Source organism: Thioclava sp. DLFJ5-1 (genome assembly GCF_002020115.1).
Classification (GTDB): domain Bacteria; phylum Pseudomonadota; class Alphaproteobacteria; order Rhodobacterales; family Rhodobacteraceae; genus Thioclava; species Thioclava sediminum.
The window spans coordinates 84,183-104,960 of record NZ_MPZU01000003.1 but is presented as its reverse complement, the minus strand read 5'-3'; the positions used below and the strand labels follow the sequence as shown (position 1 = coordinate 104,960).

The 20,778-nt window shown below is 62.5% G+C and carries 22 protein-coding genes and 1 tRNA gene; 9 read left to right on the top strand and 14 right to left on the bottom strand.

Going from position 1 to position 20,778, the window contains the following annotated elements; translation table 11 throughout:
- Nucleotides 1-3 precede the first annotated feature (3 nt).
- Nucleotides 4-1,521: a heme biosynthesis HemY N-terminal domain-containing protein gene (locus BMI86_RS11135; RefSeq protein ID WP_078541476.1), complete on the top strand. Its 1,518-nt coding sequence runs from the start codon at nt 4-6 to the stop codon at nt 1,519-1,521.
- Nucleotides 1,522-1,573: 52 nt separating this feature from the next.
- Nucleotides 1,574-1,649: transfer RNA gene (locus BMI86_RS11130), tRNA-Thr, on the top strand.
- Between the two features lie 82 nt (nt 1,650-1,731).
- On the opposite strand, the gene BMI86_RS11125 is transcribed toward BMI86_RS11130, so the two are convergent.
- The 5 genes from BMI86_RS11125 to BMI86_RS11105 form a co-directional block, all read right to left on the bottom strand.
- Nucleotides 1,732-2,829 (bottom strand): flagellar basal body P-ring protein FlgI, encoded by a 1,098-nt coding sequence (locus tag BMI86_RS11125; protein WP_078541475.1) that lies wholly within the window; start codon nt 2,827-2,829, stop codon nt 1,732-1,734.
- Complete coding sequence (locus BMI86_RS11120) at nt 2,829-3,830, bottom strand: flagellin (protein ID WP_078541474.1); 1,002 nt, start codon at nt 3,828-3,830, stop codon at nt 2,829-2,831. The genes BMI86_RS11125 and BMI86_RS11120 overlap by 1 nt, the downstream gene beginning before the upstream one ends.
- A gap of 1 nt (nt 3,831) precedes the next feature.
- Complete coding sequence (flgK, locus tag BMI86_RS11115; RefSeq protein ID WP_078541473.1) at nt 3,832-5,286, bottom strand: flagellar hook-associated protein FlgK; 1,455 nt, start codon at nt 5,284-5,286, stop codon at nt 3,832-3,834.
- Between the two features lie 30 nt (nt 5,287-5,316).
- Nucleotides 5,317-6,651: a flagellar hook-basal body complex protein gene (locus tag BMI86_RS11110; RefSeq protein ID WP_078541472.1), complete on the bottom strand. Its 1,335-nt coding sequence runs from the start codon at nt 6,649-6,651 to the stop codon at nt 5,317-5,319.
- Nucleotides 6,652-6,770: 119 nt separating this feature from the next.
- On the bottom strand, nt 6,771-7,619 hold the full coding sequence (locus BMI86_RS11105; protein ID WP_078541471.1) for a flagellar motor protein MotB: 849 nt from the start codon (nt 7,617-7,619) through the stop codon (nt 6,771-6,773).
- A 144-nt stretch (nt 7,620-7,763) separates the two neighbouring features.
- Between BMI86_RS11105 and BMI86_RS11100 the strand changes: the two genes are divergently transcribed.
- The 4 genes from BMI86_RS11100 to BMI86_RS11085 are packed head-to-tail and all read left to right on the top strand — an operon-like array spanning nt 7,764 to nt 11,586.
- Nucleotides 7,764-8,378 carry a paraquat-inducible protein A gene (locus tag BMI86_RS11100; protein WP_244176662.1) on the top strand — a complete coding sequence of 205 codons (615 nt, stop codon included), beginning with the start codon at nt 7,764-7,766 and terminating at the stop codon, nt 8,376-8,378.
- On the top strand, nt 8,375-8,989 hold the full coding sequence (locus BMI86_RS11095; RefSeq protein WP_244176661.1) for a paraquat-inducible protein A: 615 nt from the start codon (nt 8,375-8,377) through the stop codon (nt 8,987-8,989). Before BMI86_RS11100 ends, BMI86_RS11095 begins: the two co-directional genes overlap by 4 nt.
- A complete protein-coding gene (locus BMI86_RS11090) occupies nt 8,986-11,010 on the top strand; it encodes an MlaD family protein (RefSeq protein ID WP_078541469.1) in 2,025 nt (674 codons plus the stop codon). Before BMI86_RS11095 ends, BMI86_RS11090 begins: the two co-directional genes overlap by 4 nt.
- A 12-nt stretch (nt 11,011-11,022) precedes the next feature.
- The gene (locus BMI86_RS11085) at nt 11,023-11,586 is read left to right on the top strand and encodes a PqiC family protein (RefSeq protein ID WP_168173847.1); all 564 of its coding nucleotides are present in this window, start codon (nt 11,023-11,025) and stop codon (nt 11,584-11,586) included.
- Nucleotides 11,587-11,602: 16 nt separating this feature from the next.
- On the opposite strand, the gene BMI86_RS11080 is transcribed toward BMI86_RS11085, so the two are convergent.
- From BMI86_RS11080 to BMI86_RS11060, 5 genes are all read right to left on the bottom strand, one after another.
- Entirely contained in the window at nt 11,603-12,136 is a 534-nt protein-coding gene (locus BMI86_RS11080) for a flavin reductase family protein (protein ID WP_078541747.1), read from the bottom strand.
- A gap of 80 nt (nt 12,137-12,216) precedes the next feature.
- A complete protein-coding gene (locus BMI86_RS11075; RefSeq protein WP_078541467.1) occupies nt 12,217-12,684 on the bottom strand; it encodes a DoxX family protein in 468 nt (155 codons plus the stop codon).
- Nucleotides 12,681-13,454 (bottom strand): DNA-binding domain-containing protein, encoded by a 774-nt coding sequence (locus BMI86_RS11070; protein ID WP_078541466.1) that lies wholly within the window; start codon nt 13,452-13,454, stop codon nt 12,681-12,683. Before BMI86_RS11070 ends, BMI86_RS11075 begins: the two co-directional genes overlap by 4 nt.
- The gene (locus BMI86_RS11065; protein ID WP_143594773.1) at nt 13,438-14,280 is read right to left on the bottom strand and encodes a DUF692 domain-containing protein; all 843 of its coding nucleotides are present in this window, start codon (nt 14,278-14,280) and stop codon (nt 13,438-13,440) included. Before BMI86_RS11065 ends, BMI86_RS11070 begins: the two co-directional genes overlap by 17 nt.
- Nucleotides 14,281-14,337: 57 nt before the next feature.
- Entirely contained in the window at nt 14,338-14,610 is a 273-nt protein-coding gene (locus BMI86_RS11060; protein ID WP_078522705.1) for a DUF2282 domain-containing protein, read from the bottom strand.
- 126 nt (nt 14,611-14,736) lie between these two features.
- On the opposite strand from BMI86_RS11060, the gene BMI86_RS11055 reads away from it, so the two are divergent.
- Complete coding sequence (locus BMI86_RS11055; RefSeq protein ID WP_232621676.1) at nt 14,737-15,312, top strand: sigma-70 family RNA polymerase sigma factor; 576 nt, start codon at nt 14,737-14,739, stop codon at nt 15,310-15,312.
- Nucleotides 15,309-15,938 carry a DUF1109 domain-containing protein gene (locus BMI86_RS11050; protein ID WP_078541464.1) on the top strand — a complete coding sequence of 210 codons (630 nt, stop codon included), beginning with the start codon at nt 15,309-15,311 and terminating at the stop codon, nt 15,936-15,938. Before BMI86_RS11055 ends, BMI86_RS11050 begins: the two co-directional genes overlap by 4 nt.
- Before the next feature lie 3 nt (nt 15,939-15,941).
- Here the strand turns inward: BMI86_RS11050 and BMI86_RS11045 are convergent, their stop codons facing one another.
- The 3 genes from BMI86_RS11045 to BMI86_RS11035 all read right to left on the bottom strand — a co-directional run bounded on the left by BMI86_RS11045 (nt 15,942) and on the right by BMI86_RS11035 (nt 19,623).
- A complete protein-coding gene (locus BMI86_RS11045; RefSeq protein WP_078541463.1) occupies nt 15,942-16,727 on the bottom strand; it encodes a 3'(2'),5'-bisphosphate nucleotidase CysQ in 786 nt (261 codons plus the stop codon).
- Nucleotides 16,714-18,063, bottom strand: coding sequence for a metallopeptidase TldD-related protein (locus BMI86_RS11040; RefSeq protein ID WP_078541462.1), 1,350 nt, complete (start codon nt 18,061-18,063; stop codon nt 16,714-16,716). The genes BMI86_RS11045 and BMI86_RS11040 overlap by 14 nt, the downstream gene beginning before the upstream one ends.
- A 69-nt stretch (nt 18,064-18,132) precedes the next feature.
- Nucleotides 18,133-19,623, bottom strand: a complete 1,491-nt coding sequence (locus BMI86_RS11035) for a DUF2125 domain-containing protein (protein WP_168173846.1) — start codon at nt 19,621-19,623, stop codon at nt 18,133-18,135.
- 118 nt (nt 19,624-19,741) lie between these two features.
- Here BMI86_RS11035 and BMI86_RS11030 point away from each other — a divergent pair, with 118 nt between their 5' ends.
- On the top strand, nt 19,742-20,359 hold the full coding sequence (locus BMI86_RS11030) for an enoyl-CoA hydratase/isomerase family protein (RefSeq protein ID WP_078541460.1): 618 nt from the start codon (nt 19,742-19,744) through the stop codon (nt 20,357-20,359).
- A gap of 60 nt (nt 20,360-20,419) precedes the next feature.
- Here BMI86_RS11030 and BMI86_RS11025 read toward each other — a convergent pair whose 3' ends face one another.
- Nucleotides 20,420-20,761, bottom strand: coding sequence for a DUF2853 family protein (locus tag BMI86_RS11025; protein WP_078541459.1), 342 nt, complete (start codon nt 20,759-20,761; stop codon nt 20,420-20,422).
- Nucleotides 20,762-20,778 lie beyond the last annotated feature (17 nt).

Genomic DNA, 20,778 nt, shown 5'->3' with positions numbered 1-20,778 from the left:
GACATGATCTGGTCATTCATCAAAATCGCGCTGTTTCTGATTGTCGTCGCCGCGGCGACCCTAGGCCTCGCGCATCTCGCCGAGATGACGGGCGGTCTGCGGATCACGACGCTCGGCATGGAATTCACCTTGGGCCCGCTGCAGGCGGTGATCGCGGCGATCATCCTTTTCATCGCGATCTGGATTGTGATCCGGGTCGTCGGTCTGGTGGTCGCCTTCCTGCGCTTCCTTGCGGGCGACGAAACCGCGATCACCCGCTATTTCGACCGGCATCGCGAGCGCAAAGGCTATCAGGCTTTGTCCGAAGGGCTGCTCGCGGCCGCATCCGGCGAGGGCAAGCTCGCCATGTCGAAAGCGGCGAAGGCCGAGCGCTATCTACAACGGCCGGAGCTGACCAACCTTCTCACTGCGCAGGCGGCGGAAGCCTCGGGCGACTCGAAGAAAGCGACCGAAGTTTACAAACGGCTCCTCGCCGATGACCGCACGCGGTTCGTGGGGATTCGCGGGCTGCTGCGCCAGAAGCTCGAAGAGGGCGATACCGAAACGGCGCTGAAGCTCGCGCAGAAAGCTTACGCGATCAAACCGCGCCACCGTGAAGTTCAGGATACGCTTCTGGGGCTGCAGACTGAGACGGGCGACTGGAAAGGCGCGCGGGAGATTTTGCAGGCGAAGATGCGTCAGGGCGAATTGCCGCGTGACGTCCATAAGCGCCGCGATGCTGTCCTCGCGCTGCAAGAGGCCAAGGGCGTCTGGCAGGAAGGCGCGAGCGTCGAGGCGCGTGAAGCTGCGATTTCGGCCGCCAAAGCGTCGCCCGATCTGGTGCCTGCCGTCGTCATGGCGGCGCGCGCCTATATCGACAAGGGCAAGAAAGGCGCGGCGGAGCGCATCCTGCGCAAGGCTTGGGAAGTGCGGCCGCATCCGGATCTTGCGACCGCTTTCGCGGAGATTACCCCGGATGAAACGCCGGAAGCACGGCTGAAGCGATTCTCGAAGCTGCTTTCGAGCCGTCCCGATCATGAGGAAACCCGCCTTCTGAAAGCGGAACTGAACATCGCGGCCGAAGATTTCCCTGCGGCGCGCCGGGCGCTGGGCGATCTCGTCGAGACACATCCGACGGCCCGATCGCTGACGATCATGGCGGCGGTCGAGCGCGGTGAAGGGGCGGAGGATGTCGTCGTGCGCGGGTGGTTGGCCCGGGCCCTGACTGCACCGCGCGGTCCGCAATGGTGCTGCGACAAATGTCAGAACATTCAGTCCGAATGGACGCCGATCTGTGACAATTGCGGTGGCTTCGACACGCTCAGCTGGCGCGAGCCGCAACAGGCGCAGTCGCCGCTGCCGCATGGGGCGGAGATGCTGCCCTTGATCGTGGGCAAGCCGAGTGCCGAACCCTCGCCCAAGAAAGAAGATGAAGCCGAAGACGCCCCCATTCAGGACGCGGAAATCGTCGATCCGCCGAAGGAGGAAGGCGAGGCTGCAAGTGCATCGAAGGAGACGCAAAGCGGAACTGCGACAGCTTGATCATTTTGGGGCTACACATCCCCGAAAGAGCATGGTAATCGCCCGCCACAGTGCCGGTGTAGCTCAGCTGGTAGAGCACGTCATTCGTAATGATGGGGTCGTAGGTTCGAGTCCTATCACCGGCACCACTTCCTGAAAGTTCAGGCGCAGAGGCGGAACCGCAAGGTTCCGCTTCGCTTGTTTCAGGGCAGTCGTTCTCGAGGCTTCAGGTCAATTCACGACAAATTCTGCATGCAACGCGCCCGCGGCATTGATGCTCTTGAGGATGTCGATCATGTCGCGCGGGCTAACGCCGAGCGCGTTGAGCCCCGCGACCAATTCCGATAGCGAGCTGCCCTGTGGGACTTCGGCCATGCGAATGCCTGGCTCTTCTGTGAGAGTCGCCTGCGATCTGGGGACGACAACCGTATCTCCTTGCGAAAACGGGTTGGGTTGCACCACGAGGGGGCTTTCCTCCACTTTGAGGGTCAGGTTCCCCTGGCTGATGGCAACGCGCGAAATCCGCACGTTTTCCCCCATGACGATCGTACCCGAACGCTGGTCGACCACGACCCGGGCGCGCTGTTCCGGTTCGACACTGAGATTCTCTACCCGGCCGATCGCATGCGCGACCGAGCGCGCGCGGGTCTCGCGAATGTTCAAAGCGACAGTGCCGCCGTCGAGCATTTCTGCGACGCGCCGGCCGTATTCGCGGTTAATGGCGGTTTCAATTCGGCTTGCAGTGGTGAAGTCGGGCGTGCGCAGCGCGAGGCGCACCGTATTGAGGTCGTTAATCTCGAAGGCGATTTCGCGCTCGACGCGCGCGCCGGATGGAATGTTTCCTGAGGTTGGTACGCCTTGAGTCACCGAAGCGGCGTTACCTTGTGCCACAGCGCCGCCGGCAATGATCGCTCCCTGCGCGACCGCATAGATTTCGCCATCTGCCGCTTTCAAAGGGGTCATCACGAGGGTGCCGCCAAGAAGGCTCTTGGCGTCACCAATCGCGGAGACTGTGATGTCGATTTGGCTTCCCGCGCGCGCGAAGGGTGGCAGGCTCGCCGTGATCATCACGGCGGCGACGTTCTTCGGTCGAAACTGTTCCCCGGTAACGTTAACGCCGAGCCGTTCGAGCATGTTCGACATGATCTCTTCGGTAAAGGGAGCGTTGCGCAACCCGTCACCCGTGCCGTTCAATCCAACGACCAGACCATAGCCGACGAGATCATTCCCGCGCACTCCGTCGAATTCGACCAGATCCTTAATGCGGATCGGGGCGCAAAGAGCGATCTGCGGAAGGAAAACGAGGGCAACTAGCAACCAGCGCCACATCACATGTAATCCGTCATCGAGAGGTTAGAGAGCCGACTTGTCAGAAGATAGAGCGTCTCGATCTGGGAGCGTACCGCTTCGAGCGCGGTTGCCGAGGCGTACGGGTCGGCGCCGATGAGTTTCGTCCGTGCAATTTCAAGGCTGGCGCGTTCAGTATCGTTTCGCGTGGCTGCTGAGGCGACTTTGCCTTCGAACGAACCGACTTCCGCGGCGAGTTCGACAGTTGCGAGAGATCCCGAGTGAATTCTCTCGCCCGCTTCCTTCGCAAGCGCACTTCGCTGGGCCAGGTCACCGTCGAACAAACCTCGGTCCAAAAGCGTGCCTATGGCGTAGCCCTTGATCGCATCTTTGACGCGTGGGTCATTTGCGGTGACATTGATCGCGGCGGTTTCGCCCTCTGCGATGTAGAATTTGCCCCTAGCTTCGCCACCTTGATAGGAGGTTGCGCTGAAACCGCTTGGGTCGGCGAACCACGTATCGAGGGTCGCGAGTACATCCGTCGCATTCGTCGCCCCTGAAATCTCCGCAGACAGGGACGTGATAATCGTTTCGGCATCGGGTAGCGGGGTCGTGTCTCCTTGATCGCCCGCAAATATGTAGCGTCCGACAGAATTCGTGTTGAGCGTTGCGATCAGCGCGTCGAACTTTTCGGCTGTCGACGCGACGGTCGCGTCGATCATGATCTTGCTGGAGGTGGTCGCCGCGGACATGAGGGCCGTACTGATGCCGTCGTCCAGGTTGCCGATCCGCGCGAGGCTGCGTTGCATCGCGTCTGCATATTGGCTCGCCTCGGTAGTGGCGAGGTCGAATGCGTCGAACAATCTCAGGCTCCGATCGATTGCGGAGAGCGCGCCGAAGTCGCCGGATAGGGCGGCGCCGAGATCGGATTTTATGCCAGACGTCACTTCTTGGGTAAGGGTCGCCAATTTCGTATCCAGCGCTGCATTGTGGCGTCGCATCTGGAAATTCAGCGCCATGTCCCCAACATAGAGATAGTTCATCTTAGATCTCCAGAAGCTGTTTGATCAGTGCATCGACGGTTTGGATGATGCGTGCATTGGCGCTGTAAAGTTCTTCAATTTGCAGAAGTTTCTGCATTTCATGATCAGTATCGACGCCCTCGGCGAGCGCTTGCTCTTTCAATGTGTCGTAGCGGGTCGTCGCATAGGTTTGAGTCGCCTCGTTGCTTTGACGATCGCTCGTGACCTGGGACAAGAAGCTTGCGAAAAGCTCTGCGCTTGAATGAAGCGACGGGCCAAAATTTCCGGACGCGGGTGCGGACGCGGTTGTTAACGCTGAGGCGAGTGAGAAAAGATTTTCTGCGTTGCTCACGGGGCCAGGGGTAGATGCGCCGAACCCGTCACGAAGCAGCGAGAGCGAGCCTCCTTGTGCAGGGTCCGCGAGCGGGTTGATGACGATCCGACCGGCGAGGCCTGTTTCGTTGAGCGGATCGAGCGGGCCCCCGCCATCTGTAAAGAGACCGGCTGCGCCGCCACCGAGTGTTGGGTCGACCGCCGGGTCGCTAACCCTCTCGATCAGGTTGCGGGAGAGTGCGTCAATCTGAACCTGCAGGTTTGGAGCAAGTGTATCACGGATGGCGAAGAGGGCGCCAAGCGTTCCGCCGCCGAAGAACCCGTCATCGTCACTTGAGACAGCGTTTCCGTTGAGCGTCAGGCATGAGAGAACCCCTCCGTCGTGGGTCATGTCCGGCGTTATGATTCCGCGCGCCGTGAACCCGATTTCCACTGGGTTGCCTTCGAGAAGGACGGCACCGCCTGTGGTGAAGAGTGCAATTTGATCGTTTTCGCGCGCGACTTGGCGGGTTGGGACGATGCTGGAAATCCGGTCGACCAGCGTTTGACGTTGGTCCTTGAGCGCATTGGTGTCATGGCCTGTGGCCTTTCCGGCTAGGATCGTTGCGTTGAGTTCATCGACCTGCGCGAGTGCGCTGTTTAGGGCGTCGACCTGCGTCGCGATTTTTCGGTCTGCGTCCATCCGGCTGTCCTGCAATTCTGCGGAGAGCGTATTCAGGTGCCCGGTGACCTCGCGGGCGGCGCTCAGCACTGTGGACAGGCGGGCTTCGCTTTCTGGGCGGCTACCAGCTTCGACGAGCGAGGCTTCGAACTCTGCGAATTTGGAGGATAAGGAGCTCGCGTCCTCCGGCGTGCCGATGCGAGCTTCGAAGGTTGAAAGAAAGTCGCCGCGCAGCGATGCGTTTTGGGCCGCAGCATCGGAGAGGCGGAGATCGCTGCGGAGGGTTTCGTTGACGATGCGGTCGACGCTGAGCACGCGAACACCCGCACCTTGCTGGCCGACGACCTGCGCGCCGAGTGAAATCTCGCGCCGGGCGTAGCCGTCGGTGAGCGCGTTCGCGGTATTGGATGCGACGACCTCGGCCATGCGAGAGGCCGCGGTGAGGCCCGACAAGGCATTGGATAGCGTTTGCGAGATTCCCATTGCGACCTCCCGTCGCCGATCCGATCAGGATCAGCGTTTGATATTGGTGGTTTCCTGCAGCATCTCGTCGACCGTCTGGATTACCTTGGCGTTGGACGAGTAGGCGCGCTGCGTCTGGATGAGATTGGTCAGTTCCTCTGCAACATCGACCGTCGAGCCTTCGCGAGCGTAGCCTTCGATCGACCCGGTCGGACCGTCACCGGCATTCCACAGGAAGAAAGAGCCGGAGTTCGAGGAAACTTCGAAGATCTGATTGTCGAGCGCGATCAGACCGTTCTGATTGGGGACATCGACGAGAGGGATCTGATAGACCGTGCGGATGAAGCCGGTGTCGTAGGTGGCTTTGATGTAGCCATCCTCATCGATTTCGACAGCCGTGAGATTGCCGACGGGCGAGCCATCCTTCGTGATCGATGTCGGGGAGAAACTGTCGGAAAGCTGCGTCAATCCGTTGGTGTCGCCGATCTTGCCGATGGTGACGCTCAGCGGACCGCCAGCTACGGAGAGATCGAGCGTCCCGGTCGAGGCATCGTAGGTACCACCTGCGATAACATTGACCGAGGCGAGTGTGCCGCCGCTGCTACGGCTGTCGTCGAAAGTTAGGACATAGCGCCCGATGACGCTTTCATCGGTCGCGGGGGTGCCCGGGTCATCGACCGTAGCGCTGTCGCGGATGACCATTGCCCATTCGTTCGATGCGCCGCTGGCCGGGACCGTGGGATGGAACGTGATGTCCAGGGTTTCGGATGTTCCGAGATTTCCGAAATATTCGACAGAAAGCGGCAGCGTGTCACCGGCTGACCCGGCTTCGGTATCTGTCGCGGGTAGGTTGACCCCGAGATTAAGCGTCGTTGTGGGGTCGCCTGCCGTTTGGTTCGCGTTGATCACCACCGGTTCCATCCCGGACATGGTGTCGCGCGCGAAGGTCGGGATGGTTCCATCGGCACTGGCTGGCCAGCCGAGCAGAACAAGCCCGGATTCGGTCATCAAGGTTCCATCTACATCGGTGCGAAACGCGCCGGTCGTGGTCATCTTCAAAGGTTCGTCGCCCGTCGAATTATCAAGCGCCACAGCCGTCATGACGGGCAGCATGCCGCGTCCGGAAACCGCGATGTCGAGCGCGTTCGAGGTGGAGACAAGCGAGCCTCTCTCTTCGATGAGGCGACTCGTGGAGGCACGGACACCGCCAGCCGAATAGGAGCCAGTCTTCGCGGCCTGATTGATCACCATGCTTTCGAATTCGGTGACGGCGCGCTTGTAGCCGTATGTACTCGAATTCGCGATATTGTCCGAGATCGTGGCAAGACGTGTGGCATTCGCGGCCAAGCCGGCCACGCCCGCATTGAGCGAGGAAGAAATGGACATGGATGCGCCTTTCTGCTGCTGCGTCCGAAGTTCTTCCTACCTTTGCGCCCGGGTGTTTAAGATCGCCCTAACAGGTCTGCCTTTTTCGATCCGTGGTTACCGCTTCGCTAAGTCGCGCCTCACCGGCCATTGCGCAGCACGATCACTTCCAGACGGTTGTTGCGCAGGTCCATCGCACGCTCGACCTTCGGTTTGCGATCGGCGAAGCCGCTCACGCGCTGCATCCGATCGGGGGGGAAGCCGGCCTCGTCCAGCAATGTCCGCATCGCTTGCGCGCGTGCGGCGGAAAGCTCCCAGACCGGGTCACGGGCCAGCATTTTCGGGTAGGATCTCGTGTAGCCGTTGATCGCGACATTATTCGAGACAAGCGAGAAGACCCGCGTCAGGATTTTCGCAAGATCGGGGAGAACCGGTTGCGGCTTGGCCGTGTCGCCGATGAAAAGCGGCGCGTCGGGCAGGTCGGAGATCTCGATGATCAGACCCTCGTCGGTCACGCGGGTCACGATATGACGCGCGAGCTGCTCGCTGACCATCGACTCGCCGCCGACGCCCATCAGAGCTTGCTCGATCGCGCGCGCCATCTCTTTCAAACTGGCCGTGTCGCTGTCCTGCGTGTCGTCGGCGGAGTTTTCGCCGCGGGCCTGACGCTCTTCGGTCGGGCGTTGCGAGACGGCACCGGTCCCGGTCTGTGCGATTTGATCTTCGGAGAAGACGGAATCCCCGCCGAAAGCGCCTTCGCCGCCACCGGAGATGCGGTTGATCGGGATCGTCGGATTGAAGTAATCCGCGATACCCTTGCGTTGTTTCTCGGTTGTCGCGTTCAGCAACCACATCAGCATGAAGAAGGCCATCATCGCAGTGACGAAATCGGCATAGGCGACTTTCCACGCCCCACCGTGGTGCCCGTCGCCCGCGACAACCTTCTTACGCTTGATGATGATTGGCGCCGCGTTTTCGCGGTTGCTCATTCCACCACCTCTTTTCACCCGCGTCCGGTATAGTAGGTGCGTGTTAACAGGCGATTGACGGATAAAATGCGAGCCATCGGCCTCTTCCCTTGTCGTGGCGCGGCCAATCGCTAGATTTGGCAGATGAATGGGCACCCGAACACAATGACAGTTGACCCGGCCGACCTGATTGCCTGTCCGCAATGCGACGCGCTCTATCGCGCGACGCATCTGCCCGATGGCAAGCGGGCGACCTGTGTTCGCTGTGGAACGGTGCTGATCTCGCCGCGCGAGAGGTCCTTTCTGCATGTCATCGCCTTTTCCTTCACCGGGATGATCCTGATGATCGGGGCGATCTTCTTCCCCTTCCTTGAGATTTCGACTCGCGGGCTGAGCCATGAGAGCTCTATCTTCGGCGTTGCGATGGCATTTTCCGACGGATGGATCGCGCCTCTGGCCTTCTTCGTGCTGTCGATGATCGTGGCGCTGCCGATCTTCCGGTTTGCTGCGCTGATCTACACGCTCTGGCCGCTCGCCAATGGCAAACCCGCCTGGAAACATGCCGCGACGATGTTTCGCCTTGCCGAGGAAAGCCAGCCCTGGGCGATGGCGGAGATCTTCATCATCGGCACGGCGGTGGCGCTGGTGAAACTTGGGGGTCTCGCCAAGGTGTCGCTCGGCCCCGCCTTCTGGGCTTTCTGCGTTCTCATCATCGTGATCGCGCTCAAGAACTCCTTTGTCAGCAAATGGACGATATGGGACGCGATCGAACGAAAATGAATGTGCTGACCGCCACCGATGCCGGATTGATCGGCTGCACCCGCTGCGGTCGGGTCTGGACCCCGGATCATGCGCATTGCGAACGCTGCGGCGCGACGTTGCACAAGGTCGACAAGAGCGGGTTGCAGCGCGTCTGGGCGTGGTGGATCGCGGGGCTGATCTTTTACATTCCCGCCAATCTCTACCCGATGCTGGTCACGGCGACGCTGGGCCATGAGCAGAAAAACACCATCGTCGGCGGCGCAATGGAGTTGTGGCGGCATCACAATTACGGCGTGGCGCTGATCATCTTCGGCGCCTCGGTGATGATCCCGATCGGGAAATTCATCGCCATCGCCTATCTCGCCCTCGCGGTCGGAAACGAGCGCCGCAAAGGCGGCCCTCCGCATCTGCATCTCTACGAGGTGGTGGAATTCATCGGCCGCTGGTCGATGATCGACGTCTTCGTCGTGGCGATCCTCTCCGCACTGGTGCAGCTTGGGTTCGTGGCCTCGATTCATCCCGGCCCTGCCGCCGCGTCTTTTGCCCTCTCGGTTGCATTCACCATGCTATCCGCCCAAAGCTTCGACCCGCGCCTCATCTGGCGCGGCCCTGACAGAGTGAGTTCATGAACGACACCCCCGAGACCGGCCCGGCCGAGCTGGAAACCTCCAACGCTCCGCGCCCGATCTGGACGCGGCTTTCCGTCGTCTGGATCGTGCCGTTGATCGCCTTGCTGATCACGCTCGGCGTCGCATGGAAGACGGTCTCGGATCGCGGAATGCTCATCCATATCAACTTCAAGGATGCGACCGGGGTCGAGATCGGCACGCCGCTCAAGTTCCGCGATGTCGATGTCGGCAAGGTCGAGAGCGTCTCTTTCACCCCCGATCTGGAGCAGGTGCAGCTCGGCGTGCGCATCTATAACGAGGTGGCGCCTTTCGTCGATACCGAGGCTAAATTCTGGCTGGTGCGCCCCGAAGTGTCGGCGCGGGGCATCCAGAACCTCGGGACGGTGCTGTCGGGCACCTATATCGAGGGCTTCTGGAACAATAAGCCCAACGGCCAGCAGAGCATGTTCCAGGGTCTCGATAAGCCGCCGATCTCCCCCGATCCGACCAAGGGCACCATCATTGAGTTGCGCGCGAAGGATGCGGGCGGGATCGTCGATGGGGCGCCGGTGCTCTATCATGGGCTGACGGTGGGCCATCTGCAGAACCTGCGGCTCGACGATGACGGGTCCGGCGTGATCGTGGATGCGTTCATCGAAGCCCCGTATAATAAACAGCTGACGACCCAGACCCGGTTCTGGGACACCTCGGGCTTCTCCGTGAAATTCGACACCTCCGGTCTCAGCCTCGACGTGCGCTCGCTCGCGACGCTTGTGCAGGGCGGGGTGGAATTCGACACGTTCACCAGCGGTGGCGGGATTGTCGAGAATGAACACGCCTTCCGTCTCTACGACGGCAAGGACACGGCGGAAAACTCGGTCTTCCAGTCGGACGTGGTCGACCCGCCGAAATACACGCTGCTCTTCGACGACCCCGTGCAAGGGCTCGAAGTCGGCTCGAAAGTGCAGTTCCGGGGCGTCGAGGCGGGCGAAGTTACCGGGCTTGCGATCAAGATCCGCAAGGACAGCACCGGCCAGAGCTATGCGCAGCAACAGCTGACGATCGCGCTGTCGCCGGACCGGCTCGGTCTGTCCCGCGACGCCGGGGAAGAGGCCGTGACCCAGTTCCTGCAGGGCGAGATTCAAAGCGGCCTGCGAGCGCGGATCGCGAATATCGGGCTTCTCGGCGGAACGACGGTCATTGAACTGACCGATGTGCCCGATCTGCCAGACGCCGAGATGAATCTCGACGCCAAACCCTATCCGACGCTCCCGACCGCGCCTGCGGCCGAGAATGATCTCTCGAAATCGGCGCAGGGCGTCTTCAAGCGGATCGAAGGGCTGCCGATCGAGGAGGTGATGAGCTCCGCGATCCGCACATTGGATTCGATTTCGGCCGTGGCCGAGAGTGAAGAAACCCGGAAAGTTCCGGGCGAGTTGTCCGGCCTGCTGGAGCAGCTCAAGACCTTCACGACCGAGCTGAACAAGAAGGATGCCGCGGATAAGACCGTGGCTGCACTCGACCGTGTGACGGAGGCCGCGTCCTCCGTGCTCGAGGAAATCTCGGGTCTCGACGAGACGCTCTCTTCCGCAGATCGCGCCGCGACGGCCATCGCAGATATGCCGCTCAAAGATGTGGGCGATAAACTCGACACGATCCTCGCCAGTATCGACCAGCTTCTGAATAAGCCCGGCACGCAGGACCTGCCGCAATCGCTCAACGACACGCTCGAGCAAACCGCCGCGATCCTGACCCAGCTGAAGGAAGCGAATGCGGCCGACAAGCTGAACCAGACGCTCGATGCGGCGCAGAACGCAGCGGATTCGGTGTCGAAAGCCTCGGATCAGCTGCCGGAACTGACGCAGAAGCTGCAATCGCTCGTCGATCAGGCGGGGGCTCTGGTCGCGACCTATGGCCGTGGCTCCAACTTCTCGAACGAAACCCTTAGCACCTTGCGCGAGTTGCGTCGGGCGATCTCGAATATCGGCTCGCTCGCGCGTATGATCGAACGCAATCCGCAGTCCTTCATTCTGGGCCGCTGACAGGAGATGACGATGAAAGCTCTAAGCCTGATCCCGCTATGCCTCCTGGGCCTCGCGGCCTGTTCCGATCCCGAGAAGATCGCGCGCTATCCAATCGACCCGCCCACCGCCGAGAAGGCGCTGCCGAACCGGCTGGGCCGGGCCGAGCTGCGGGAGGTATCGCTGCCGGATTATGCGGGCGGACAGGAGATCGCCTTCCAAACTGCGGACGGGGCGCTGCGGTCGAACCCGGACAACCTCTGGGCGGATGATCCGGCGCGGTCGGTGACGCTGGCGTTGGCGCGGCAAATCTCGTCCCTCTCTGGGGCCACCGTGATTTCCGAGCCGTGGCCGCTCGCCGATCCGCCCTCCCGCAGGATCGAGGTCCGGATCGAGCAGATGCTGCCGGGCGCCGACGGGCTGCTGCATGTTGCGGGCGTCTATTTCGTCTCGGCGAATGGCTATGAGCGCAGCGGAGACACGGTGCGGCGGTTCGACTTCACGGTGCCGATCGGTTCTCAGGAACCGCAGGCCATCGCAAAAGCGAACAGCGCGGCGGTGACGGTGCTGGCGCGGCAGATCGCTCAGCTGCGCTGATCGGTTGAAGCTTTAATCAGTTGCGCTGATCGGGAAGGAAGCGCCCGAACTGGCCACCCGCGAAGAGCAGGGGGTCCGTCCCGGCGCCTTTCACGAAGCGGGTGACGCGACCGATGATGATCGTGTGATCGCCGCCGTCGTGGCGCGCCTCGGTCACGCATTCGAACCGGGCGAGCGTGTCGTCGATCAGCGGAACGCCCGCCGCGTTCAGCCGGTAGGACAGACCGTCGAACCCTTCGCCGCGCTTGGTGAACCGCTTGGCCAGCGCCTCCTGATCGTAGCGCAGCACATGCACGGCAAAAGTGGGTGTCGCGGTAAAATGCGCATGTCGGAACGAAGAACGCGCCGCCGACCATAGGATCAGCGCCGGATCGAGCGATACCGAGGCGAAGCTGTTCACCGTCATCCCGACGGGCTCTGCCGCGTCTTCATGCGCGCAAGCGGTCACCACGGTCACGCCGGTCGCGAATTGCGCGAGCGCATCGCGCAAAAGCCGCGTATTCGCCGGGTCGGGCAGGTGGCCGTGGCCGTCGCTCTCGGCGCGGCCCATTGCGGCTTCGATATCATCGCTTTCGCGCATCGGCTCTCCTTTGCGCTCACACATAATCGTGCAGGCGGGGAGAGCAAGGCTCACCGTTCCAATCCGATGAGCTTATCGAGAGAAAGCCGCCCGGGGCCCTTCATCAGAACCGTCAGAAGCGCGATGGCCCAAAGCCCATGCGTGACCCACGCGCCGGGATAGACGAAGATCTGGATCACCAGCGTCATCGCCAGAAGCGCCAGTGCCGCGAGGCGGCTGCAAAGGCCGAAGATCAGCAGCAATGGGAAGAAATGCTCCGCGAAGGTCGCAAGCACCGCCGCCCATTCATGCGGAATGACGGGCAGGTCGTATTCGTATTGAAAGAGGGTGAAGGTGGAATCCTTGATCATGAACCCCTCCACCTTGGTCCGGCCGGACATCCAGAACACCATCGCCGGAAAGAGCCGCGCTCCGATCAGAACAATCTCCTCCGGGAAGCGCTGGGCTACATCGGAAAACCTATGATACAGCCGGAATAGACCCTGTTTTGGCGTTTTCACCTCGATCGTATCGGTCATGACTCGTCTCCTGTTTCGATGCCCGCGCCGACGATCAGCGCATTTTCCACCAGCAGCAGAAGCGCTGCGTTGAGATCAAAATCCGCTCCGGCGCGGTCTTGTGCGCGGGCGACGGTTTCGCCTGCGGAGAGGGCTGAGACGAAGCGGCCGGTCGAGCTACGCACGACGGAGGTGATCACATGAGAAATCCCGCGCCGCGCAATCAGCAGCGTCTCCGGTCTCCATTCCTTCGCCCGCGGTGGAGCGGGACCGCCCGGTTGTTGCGAGGTCCAGATCAAACCGGCGGGCGTCAGCAGCTGAAGAACCTGCACCGACGGATGCAGATCGAGGCACAGGTCAGTGCCCGCGCGTGTGGCTGTCTCTTGCAGGCGTTCCGGCGCAATAGGCTCTGAATCTGCGGCGTGATAAGCCCGGCTGCGCGCCCATTCGATGCGGGCGACGTCGGGCAGATAGCTCAGCGATTGCAGCGAAGGTTCATCGGCGAGATAGGCCGGAAACGCGCCGCCCCATTCGGTCAGGACGGGCGTGCGCGGCGGGTGCTCGGCGATATAGGCCCGGGCGAGCCCCCTGAAGCAATCCGCGCCAAGAAGCCGTTCGATCGCCGGGAAATGCCGCGCGAGGGCCTGTGTCAGCCCGTGGGCCACGTTGTTGCGATAAACGTCGAAGCGGCGCTCGATTTCGGCCGGATCTTGGGCGGTCGCGTTTTGCGGCGCGGGCCCGCCGGACAGGCCCTCGCGGAAACCGCGGGCGAAGTCACGATGCGAGGGCATGGTGGTCACCCGACAGGATCATCGACGCGCGCTCGGCCTCGGCCATCAAGGTGACGAAGTCCGGCACGTCATTGTCCCATTCGATAAGGCTCGGAAGCGGCCCGGTTTTAGAAACTGTTTCGGCGTAAAGCGCCCAAACCGGCTCCGCGACTTCGCGCCCGTGGCTGTCGATCAGCAGGGGCCCGGAGGGCAGCTCTTCCTCTTCATGGCCAGCCAGATGGATCTCGCCGACACGGTTCAGCGGGAACGCCTCGAGATAGGCGCGCGGATCCTGTCGGTGGTTCACGCAGGACACGAAGACATTGTTCACATCGAGCAGCAATCCGCAGCCGGTCCGCGCGCTGATCTCGGTCAGAAACTCTGTCTCGGGGATGTCGGAATCGTCGAAGAGCACATAGGTCGCCGGATTCTCCAGCAGCATCCGGCGGCCGAGATGCTCCTGCACCTCATCGACGTGATCACAGATCAGCGACAGTGTTTCCGCCGTGTAGGGCAGGGGCAGCAGATCGTGCATCCAGACGCCGCCATGGCTTGCCCAGGCGAGGTGCTCCGAGAAGCTCTCGGGGGCGTATCGGTCGCAGAGCTTCTTGAGCCGCGCGAGGTGGTCGCGATCCAGCGGATCGGGGCCGCCGATCGAGAGGCCCACGCCATGCACCGAAAGCGCATAATCCGCGCGCAACCGTTCCAGCATCGCATGCGGCATCCCGCCTGCGCCCATATAGTTTTCCGCGTGGATTTCGAAGAAACCGAGATCCGGTTTCGTCTCTGTTATGGCGGGAAAGTGCTCTGGCTTGAAGCCGAGGCCCGCTTTGCGTGGCAGTGTCATGGCAGCCTCCATCGGTGAGAAAACGGGGCGCGCGCCTCTCGCACGCCCCGCTTGGGATCACATCTCCTTGGGTTCGAGCGAGCCCATGCCGTGCGGCGTCTCAATCTCGGTGCAGGTGCCCGCCGGGACGAGTTTCCAGGCGTTGCCCTGATAATCCATCGTCGCGGTGCCGGCGCAGGTGGTGCCGGGCCCGGCGGCGCAATCGTTCTGCCCGGCCATCGCGACGCCGTAGCATTTTTCCATCGCCTGATCTTCGGCATGGGCGGCGCTGGCCAGCCCCATCGCGCAGGTCAGAGCAGTTGCAAAGCCAAGGGTGGTTTCGGTCTTCATGGTAGTCTCCCTGATTGGTTGGGACCGTTGCGGTCCTGATCACCTTTCGCGAGAGGTCACGCTGGCGTTACGCAGATCACGCCAGCGTGAACGAAAAAAGTTTTTCTATCGGGCTGTAACGAAGGCATGATCGCGAACGAAGGGATGGCGATGATGCATGATCGACGGGCAGATTGGTCGCAGCTCCTGCGGGCTGCGAATGCGGGCGACAAGCGCGCCTACGGTCTGTTCCTGCAGGCCGTGACCCCGGTGTTGCGGTCGGTTGTGCGGGCACGCGGAGCCGGGCTGTCCGAAGCCGATTGCGAGGATGTCGTGCAGGAGGTGTTGCTCGCCATCCATCTGAAGCGTCACACGTGGCGCGAGGATGAACCGGCGGCGCCGTGGTGCTACGCGATCGCCCGGCACAAGGTGGTCGACGCGTTTCGTAAGCGCGGGCGGCGTATCCATCTTCCGGTGGAGGACTTCGCCGAGATGCTGCCCGCCGCTCCAGAGGCCGATCCCACGGAAAAGGCCGATATAGAGACGTTTTTGACCCATCTCGAGCCCCGCGCCGCGCAGTTGGTGCGCGCTATCGGGCTCGAAGGGAAGAGCATCGCGGAAACCGGCGATGCGTTAGATATGAGTGAGGGAGCGGTGCGCGTGATGCTGCATCGCTCGTTGAAAAAACTGGCCGCGCTTCGCGAGAGGCTGATCGAGATATGAAAACCGAAGACCTGATATCCGTATTGCAACAAGACACGTTGCCCGATCCGCGCCCGAAGCAGGTGCTTGGCCGCTGGCTTGTGCCGGCGCTTCTGCTGTCGGCGCTGTTCGTGATTTCGGTCTATGGCCTGCGGTTTCCGCTGAAACAGACCCTTATGACGCCGGAAATCGCCCCGAAATTCTACCTGCCGCTGGTCCTGGCTGTGCTTGTGACCCCGATGGCGGTGCGCCTGGGGCGGCCCACGGCGAAGGTATCGACGGGATGGCTCTGGATCTTCCCGGCGATCGGGGCGGCGCTTTTGGCCTATGCCTACCTGACCACGCCCGAGGGCCAGCGCATGGCGGATTTCGAGGGCGAAACGATCCTGCCCTGCCTGATCTCCGTGCCGATGCTGTCCCTCCCGGCGCTGGGCGCGCTCCTTGTCAGCCTGCGCAAAGGGGCGGTGACGCGTCCGGCACAGGCCGGTGCGCTGGCGGGGCTTGCTGCCGGAGGCATGGGCACCGCGATTTACGCCCTGCACTGCACCGAGGACAGCCCGCTTTTCTACGTCACCTGGTACGGGGCCGGGATCGTCGTAGTGATGCTTGTGGGTGCTTTGCTCGGGACGCGCGTGCTGCGTTGGTAGACCCTAATCCGGCCAGAACGCCAGATTTTCGATGAATTTCTCATGCAGGGTCGGGTTGGCGACGACCAGCCCGCTCGATTGCGGCGGCGACCGGTTGAACCGCAGTGCGCGACCGTTGCGATCCGTTGCCAGAAGCCCCGCGCGCTGCGCGATCAGGCTCGCCGCGGCGATGTCCCATTCCCATGCCGGACGCAGCGAGATCGTCGCGTCGAACCGGCCTTCCGCCACGAGACACAGCCGCCACGCCAGCGACGAGCGGAAATGGCGGTGGTAATCCGGCTGGGCGTGCCGCCAGAAGCTCGGATTGTCGGAGAGTTTCGATGTCAGAACCGTCGCGCCCGTGAGCGCTTCTTGGGTTCCGGGCCGCAGCGGCTCCCCGTTCAGGCAGGCCGGACCGTCGATCGTCGCGGAATAGGTCAGATCGTGAACCGGTAGATGGACCACGCCCGCAATGACCGCGCCATCGCGCACCACAGCGAGCGCATGGGCGAAACCGCCGTCATGGGCAAGGAAGGCGCGCGTGCCGTCGATCGGATCGACGATGAAGGTCGAGTGTGCCTCGAGACGCGCCGGATCGTCCGTGCTTTCCTCCGACAGCCAGCCGTAATCGGGCCGGGCGCCGCGCAGGCGCTCTTCCAGCAGCGCGTTCACCGCCAGATCGGCCTCCGAGACCGGACCGGCCCCGTCGCCTTTGTCCCAGGCTTCGGGCGCCTTTTTCCAGTATTTCAGGGCAAGCGCACCGGCCTCTTTCGCGGTCTCGATCAGAAGGGGAAGATCAGTCTCCGGCAAGCGTCATTCCTTCGAGGAGAAGCGAGGGCACGATATGGCTCAGATGCATCCGCGCGTCATTCGCGGGCCGGATGCTGCGGAGCATATCGCGCAGGTTGCCCGCGATTGTGCATTCGTTGACCGGATAGACCGGCTCGCCGTTTTCCACCCAATAACCCGAAGCCCCGCGCGAATAATCGCCCGTATTGGGATTGATCGTGGCTCCGATGAAGGAGGTCACCAGAAGCCCGGTGCCCATCTCGGCCATCAGTTCCTCGCGCGTCTTGTCGCCTTGGGTCAGCGTCACGTTGCCGATGCCGGGCGAGGGCGGCGAAGAGGTGCCGCGGCTGGCATTCGCGGTCGATTGCAGCCCCAGCTTGCGCGCGCAGGCGAGGTCGAGCGTCCAGCTTTTCAGCACACCGTTCTCGACGATGGCGCGGCGCGCGGTGGCCAGACCCTCGGCGTCGAAGGGGCGCGAGCCGGAAACGCGCTTGCGATGCGGCTCCTCGATCAGCGAGAGCCCTTCGGGCAGAACTTGCTCGTCCAACGCGTCGCGCAGCCACGAGGCGCCGCGGCAGATCGCCTGCCCGTTCACCGCCGACAGCAGATGCCCGATCAGGCTGCCCGAGACGCGCTCGTCGATCAGCACCGGATAGGCACCGGTTTTCGGGCGGCGCGGATTGGCGCGGGCGGCGGCGCGTTCGCCCGCCAGACGCCCGATTTCTTGCGCGCTGGGCAAATCGGCTTGGAAGATACGGCTCTCGGCGGCCCAATCGCGCTCCATCCCCAGCCCCTCGCCGGAAATCGCGACGGCCGAGACGACGCGCGAGCTGCGATCGTAACCGCCTGCGAAACCGTTGGAGGCCGCGACATGGACGCGCCGATAGGAATAGGCGGCGGAAGCGGATTGCACCTGGGTGACGCCTTCGACGCCAAGCGCCGCGGCCTCGGCCTCGAGCGCGTCACTTTGCAGCGCCTCGGCGGATGGTTCGGCGCTCGGATCGGCCAGTTCCATGCCGTCCGCATCGCGGCGGTCGGTCAGTTGCGACGGATCGGCGAGCCCGATGAACGGATCTTCCGGCGCTTCGCGGGCCATCGCGATCGCGCGCTGCGCCATTTCCTCGAAGGTGCGGGTGGAAATATCGGAGGCGGACACGCAGGCCTGTTTGCCGCCGAGAAGGACACGCAGCCCGATCTCGACGCCCTCCGACCGCTCGGCCTGTTCGAGACGGCCTTCGCGGACATCGATCGCAACCGAGCGCCCATCGACCGCAATGGCATCGGCGGCAGGCGCACCTGCGCGCTTCGCAGCCTCGAGCAGCGACTGGGTCAGATCGGAGAGAGAGGGCTTGGTCAATTTACACCTCGTGAGAAAAACGAAAGCCGCCCGGAGACCCGGACGGCTTCTCGCCGTGGGTTTCAGTCTTTACTGGACGCGTTGGCCGTTGACGAGGATTTCCCCGCCATCCTGGAACTCGACCTGCGACTCGTAGGCATCGTCGCCCGTGGGCTTGGCGTAGAGGCCGAGCATCATCCGCCCGAACATGATCTGATCCTGCGGCACGAGCCCCATCGCAACCAGCTTGTCCATAAGCGCGTTAGCTCCGGTCAGCGTCAGGTCGATCTTGCCCGTGGGCATCGGCATCGGCCCGCCATTCTTCAGCTCGAGCGCGCCTTTGCCGTTCAGATCGGCGCCGACCATCGACAGCTTGATGTTGTTGATGTCGACCGTGTCGACCTGCATCGGCGGCGAGTCCATCGCAGCGGCGGCCGGGCTGAACAGGTCCTCGGAGAGCTTCATCTTGCCCGAGAGATCGACCTGCAGCGTTGCCGGGTCATGCGGAAGATCGCCGTTCGGATCAAACATGGCCCAGATATTGTCGGAGACCGTGACGCCGTTGAAGCCAAGCTTTGCCTTGTAGTCCTGCGCCTCGTCGGCTTTCGCGACCGGCATCGCGAAATTCATGTCCGCCGACTGGATATCCGCGGTGATCGGGAAGGGCAGCTCGGGCGTCGTCATCTCGATATGGCTGGAATTGCTCTGGCCACCGAAGGACAGGCCGTCCTTCGACATCGCGATATCGAGCTTGCCGCCCTGATCGGTGGACTTCTGATCGACCTTGCCGTCGGGACCGTCGGCACTCACCGTCCAGTTCGAGCCGGCATAGGTCATCGCAAGATTGAGGTCAGCCCCGGCATTGAGCGCCTCGTCGAGCTTCTCGGAGTCGATGCCCTTGGGCATCGCGAACGTTCCTTCATAGGCGAGGTCGTTCATCTGGCCGTTCATGTTGAACGTGCCGCTGCCCTCGGGATCGGCACCCGATGCGGTCAGGTCGAGCGTTCCGATGGACATCTTGGAGTCGACCGAATGCATATCGCCATCGACCACGTGGTAATTGCCCTTGGTGTTCTCCAGCGAGAAGTACATTTTGACCGGCACGTCCTGCCCCTCGGCGGTGACGGTCTGGTCGAGATCCATCGTCATCTTCGGCGCGTCGATATCGTAGGTCAGGTCGCCCGGCGAGCCGGATACGATGACTTTGCTGTCGGTCTGGGTCATCGTCATCTTCATGGCGATGTCCGAGGTGTCGGTGCCCGGCTTGCCGGTCATGTCGCCGGTCATCGTTTCGGGGAAGACGGTCTCCACCGTGCCGTCGCCAAGATCGCGCAGCTTCAGTTCGGGCACGTCGAGCGTGAGGCTCATGTTGTCGACATTGCGGACCATCTTCACGTCGGAGACGGTGAGCGTGTCGCCCTCGCGGTTCTGGCTCCCGGCCATCACTTCATAGCCGTAGGTCTGGTATTCGGATTGCCACGCCTGCCAGACCTGCTCCGCGGTGACATCCGCGAAAGAGGCTGTGGTGGACAGCAGCGAAACCACAACGGCGCCGGAACCGACGGTTTTGAGCCATGCCATGAGAGGGGTACCTTTCCACTGAGAACCAAGTCGCGCCATCCTCCTTTGGGTCAGGCCGATGGTCAAGCCTTCCCGGGGCTGCTAGACGGGTTTCACGGGAGTTGTGAGGAGGCTGGGAATGATCCGCCACGAGATCGAGAACGGGCTGTGGCGCGTGACCATAGACCGGCCTGAAAAAGCCAATTCGCTGACCGGCGCGATGCTGGGCGAGATCGCCGATCTGGCCGAACGTGCAGGGCGCGAAGAGGCGCGGGCTTTCGTGCTCAGCGGGAATGGCAAGGTCTTCTCCGCCGGCGCCGATCTGGACGAGGCGAAATCCGGGACGCTCGCGACCGATCCGGTCTGGGAGCGGCTTTCGGGCGCAATCGCATCGCTGCCCTGCCTGACCATCGCGGCGCTCAATGGCACGCTGGCCGGAGGCGCGATGGGAATGGCGTTGGCCTGCGATCTGCGGATCGCCGTGCCAGGCGCGAAGTTCTTCTATCCAGTCATGAAGCTCGGTTTCCTGCCACAGCCCTCGGACCCGGCGCGCATGGTCGCGCTGGTGGGACCTGCGCGGGCGAAGATGATCCTGATGGCGGGGCAGAAGATCGAGGCCGAAGAGGCGCTGAACTGGGGCCTGATCGACCGGATCGTGCCGCGCGAGGCGCTGGACGAGACGGTCGAGACGCTGACCGCCGATGCGCTGGGCGCGCGGGCTTCGCATGTCGCCGGGATCAAGGCGCTGATCCGCTAAAGCGAACGGCCCGGACAGGCCGGGCCGTGGGTCGTCATACGCTGCGCGAGGTGCTCGCGATCAGGCGTAGACGCTCTCTTTGCCGAAATGCTTGGTGAGCATGTAATAAATCACGGCGCGATACTTGTTGCGCTCGGACCGGCCATAGGTCTCGATCACGCTGTCGATCGCATCCATCAGCGCCGGGCTGTCCGAGAGGCCAAGCTTCTTGACGAGGAAGTTGTCCTTCACGGTCTCAAGCTCTTCCTTGTCGGTCGCCGCCACGGTCGAAGAATCCGCATTGTAGATCGAGGGCCCGCAGCCGATCGTTACCTTGGTCAGAAGATCCATGTCCGGGGTCATGCCGCATTTGGATGTCAGATCCTCGGCGTATTTCTCAATCAGCTCGTCTCTTTTACCCATGTGTCCCACCTATCAGG